The organism is Helicobacter sp. T3_23-1059 (genome assembly GCF_053654515.1).
In genome coordinates, this window is the sequence record NZ_JBSIUV010000097.1 from 1 (window position 1) to 3,630 (window position 3,630).

Consider the following 3,630-nt stretch of genomic DNA (forward strand, 5'->3'; position numbering starts at 1 on the left):
AAATGGGCGTTTAAATTCTCAGATGATAATAGTGTTCTTTTAGATTCATCGCTTCAAAAAGATAAAAAAGGTTTTATTAGACTTAACCAAAGCGGAGCTAGTATTCAATTCACATTAAAAGATATTCTTAAAGATAAAGGGCAAGTTAATAATTTAATCAATAAAACAATTACATTTTTCGCGTATGATGAATCTATTGGAATAAATCAAAATACAATCGATAACAAAAAAGCAAATAATGTTTATGATAGCAATCTAAAAAAAACTCGCAAAGAAGTAAAGGTGGAGATTGATAATGCTTATGCGCAATATCGTGTATCACATTATAAAGACGATTGGAATGAAAGGCAGATTCAAACCGACCGCATAACCTCCGTAACTCTAAAAATCATTCAAACAAGATTTAGTTTAGACTTTGATGGGCAAACCTTACAATTTTTAGAAAATGAGAGGGTTATGGGGGAGTGGAATGCTAGTAGCACAAATAAATTAGAAAAAAATAACACAATCAATGTAACTTATAACAGCGAGAATCTTAATTTAAAGGGTATAGATTGTGTATGTAAAGATGAACTTTGTTATTTATTTCGCTATCTTAATATTGAAAAAAATCTTAAGATTCCGTTAAATGTTGAGTATCAAAAACGCATTTTGATTCTAATAGAGCGATTCAAAGAAACTACCGAATCTACACTTGCTAGAATGAATATCTATATAGACAAAAAAAGAGTAAAACAAAATGGAGAAATAGAAAAAGAAAAAGGCATAAAACCCATAGATGATGATAATTTCCCTTATGCTTACATACTTGATAGACCGGGACCTGATTGTATTAAAAGTGAAATCAATTTGCGAATCCCAGAGGGGAGGTATAAGGCAGAATGGCATAATTATGGGATAAGAATCAATACAATTCAAATTTATAATAGATTCGTTTCGCTTGGTAGAAACATACTTATTCACAATGGCAACACACCAAAAGATTCTGAAGGTTGCATACTAATAAATGATTATTTTATGGATAATGTTAATGATATTATATTTCAAAACAAACAAGAAAATATAACAAAAGAGCAGAGATTAGCAAAATCTTTAACGAAAGACTTTACAAAAGAAATACTTGGCAAAAGCACAAATAATATAAATAATTTTGTTAAAGAATATATTGAGGTAAGGGTTAGAAATAATTTTAAGAAACATAGAATAAATATTTCATTAACATTTGATGGAGAATTTTTATCAATACTGATAAACAATAGAATAACACATTCATTTCAAGCCGTAAGTGGAAGAGAACAAAAAATAAACAACAAATATTACTTCACTTATGAAAAAGAAAGACAAATGTTAAAAAATGAGGGACCCATACCTGAAGGGGAATATTTTATTACTCCATTAAGTGAAAATATAGATGATGGTATGCAATATTGGGATAAAATGGGTAGGAAACAAAAAATTGCTGGTTGGCTATCTTTTATTGGAAAAAATATTGGCTCTTGGGCAAAAGCGACACCAGCTTGGGGCAAAATTCGTATACCCATTCAGCCTAAAACAAAGATTATTATAAATGCTCAAGGACAAAGCATTATTAGAGATAATTTTTTTATACACGGTGGCATTGGTGTTGGAAGTGCAGGTTGCATTGATTTATGGAAAAACAATGATGAATTTTTTAAAGTTTTGCTAGAATATGTGAATAAATATAGAGATGATACTTTGCAAAATCAAGGCAGAGTTCCATTAAGTGTAAAATACAAAAATGGAATAAAGATAGAATGCGATAGTGATTACTATACGAAACAATGTATGGAATTTAATAATGAAAAATAAAAAAATTGTTTTGGGTGCTAAAATTTTTATAGCTTTATTTTGGATAAATGGTATGTATTTTTTTATTGATGAGTTTATACATAATCAACAAAGCGCTAAAGAATTATTTTTAAAACATTGGGACATATTTTGCGTTATTTTTTTAGGCTGTATTAGTGTAATATTGGATATATTTTACATTAAAAGAAACATTGCAATAAGTTATTTTTTTATAGTATGGCTCAGTATAATTGCAATTGTATTCATAAGAATCTTGTTGTATGGAATTTAATAATGAAAAATAAAAAAAGGTAATATATGAATAAAATTCTATGTTATATTATTATGTCGATGACTTGGTTTGTGGGCTATTTTGCGTGCAGTCTAATTTTAGAATCTTGTCTTGATGTAATAAATTTTATAATGCAAGAGGATTTTTATAATACAAAAAAATTTATGACTTGGAAAACTTGTCAATTATTTATTTTGCTTAATCCTTTTTGCATTGTTTGTTATACGAAATGTGCTTTTTTACGCGGTAGATTTAGAAATATTGTATTGTTTAGCATTGTTAGTTCTTTGATATTTCTTGGATTGTATATTATTTGGAATTATTTTAATGGATTTAATCCTAGTCATAAAGTCTATTTACTATCTTTGGCATTTTTATTAAGTATAGTAGCCTTTATAAAACTTCACTTTATTTATAGAAATAAAATATTAGAATTTGCAACCATAAGTATGTGCGAATTTTCATCTATATTTATTATTGTATTATTCCCAATATAGTAAGCGGATAGTATTAGTGGGAGATAAAAATGAAACAATCAACTAAAGGATTCTAAATGCGGGGCGAAGAAATCATCGCGTGTGTGCTTTTTGTAATGTTTGTAACCACACTATTTACAAGGCGCAAAATGGTAATTTTTGTGCTTCGGTGTGCCATTTGTTTTGCGCCATTTTGCCTTTTTATTTATGAGGATATTAGGGATAGAACTAGATACTTGTTAGATGAGAGCGCGATTTGGGTTTGTGGATATATTTTTAGCATAAGTTTAATATGGACTTTGCCTATTTTGTTATTCTTTTTGGCATTGTCGTGGGGTAAGGCATATTTTGGTAAAAAATTCGCTGATAAAGAATATGAAGGATAAGACAATGAAAAAGATAAAATCTATTATAATGAACGAATTTTACACTTACAATCTGCTTGAAGTATATGCAATGAGCAGTGAAAAGTATGTGAATTTAAGCGATGAGGAATTGAAAGAATATTTTTGCTCCCAACAAATCCCATTTAGGCATAAATACCCAAAAGTCTCCGATACCCTGCATTTCAAAGGCAACCTCCGCATTTCGTGGAGCTTTGATATAAAGCACAATAAAAATATTGATTTAATCTTTTTCCCTGAAAATAATCCCTTTGTAAATTATGCCGTCCTTTACACTAAAGATTTCCCAAAACAAATGAAAGATGAAACCATTGAGAGAGGAATCACTAGATTCAAAGTAGATTACAATATAAATTATGATTTTGTCAAAGAGATTCTATCAAAGGCTGGATTTAGCGAATCCCAACAACAGCGTTTTTTTGATATGCGTTTTGGCTCGGTGCTTGTGCCGATGGAAGTGGAATTTGAGTGGTATATTATAGATTCTAAATTTTCTTTTGAGAAAATTAGTATTGTTCAATATGATAGATTCCTAACTAGCCCTATTTTGATAGGAATCATAAAATCCCATAAAATCCTACCACAAAACACTTCTTTAGATTTTAGCCAAGCAGAAATTATCATTTATGATAAACCCAAACCATTTATG

4 protein-coding genes are annotated in these 3,630 nt (G+C 29.1%); all 4 read left to right on the plus strand.

The features are described from left to right. On the plus strand, positions 1-1,830 hold a 1,830-nt coding region (locus ACWIX0_RS13000; protein ID WP_454174410.1), incomplete at its 5' end, for a DUF5675 family protein. Then, positions 1,820-2,101, plus strand: coding sequence for a hypothetical protein (locus tag ACWIX0_RS13005; protein WP_454174411.1), 282 nt, complete (start codon positions 1,820-1,822; stop codon positions 2,099-2,101). The genes ACWIX0_RS13000 and ACWIX0_RS13005, both read left to right, overlap by 11 nt. A 553-nt stretch (positions 2,102-2,654) precedes the next feature. Then, positions 2,655-2,963 carry a hypothetical protein gene (locus ACWIX0_RS13010; RefSeq protein ID WP_454174412.1) on the plus strand — a complete coding sequence of 103 codons (309 nt, stop codon included), beginning with the start codon at positions 2,655-2,657 and terminating at the stop codon, positions 2,961-2,963. A 4-nt stretch (positions 2,964-2,967) separates the two neighbouring features. After that, a partial coding sequence (locus tag ACWIX0_RS13015; RefSeq protein ID WP_454174413.1) for a hypothetical protein occupies positions 2,968-3,630 on the plus strand: 663 nt, incomplete at its 3' end.

Coding starts and splice junctions, on each gene's coding strand:
- ACWIX0_RS13005 (WP_454174411.1), top strand. CDS start 1,820: ATGAAAAATAAAAAAATTGTTTTGGGTGCTAAAATTTTTATAGCTTTA.
- ACWIX0_RS13010 (WP_454174412.1), top strand. CDS start 2,655: ATGCGGGGCGAAGAAATCATCGCGTGTGTGCTTTTTGTAATGTTTGTA.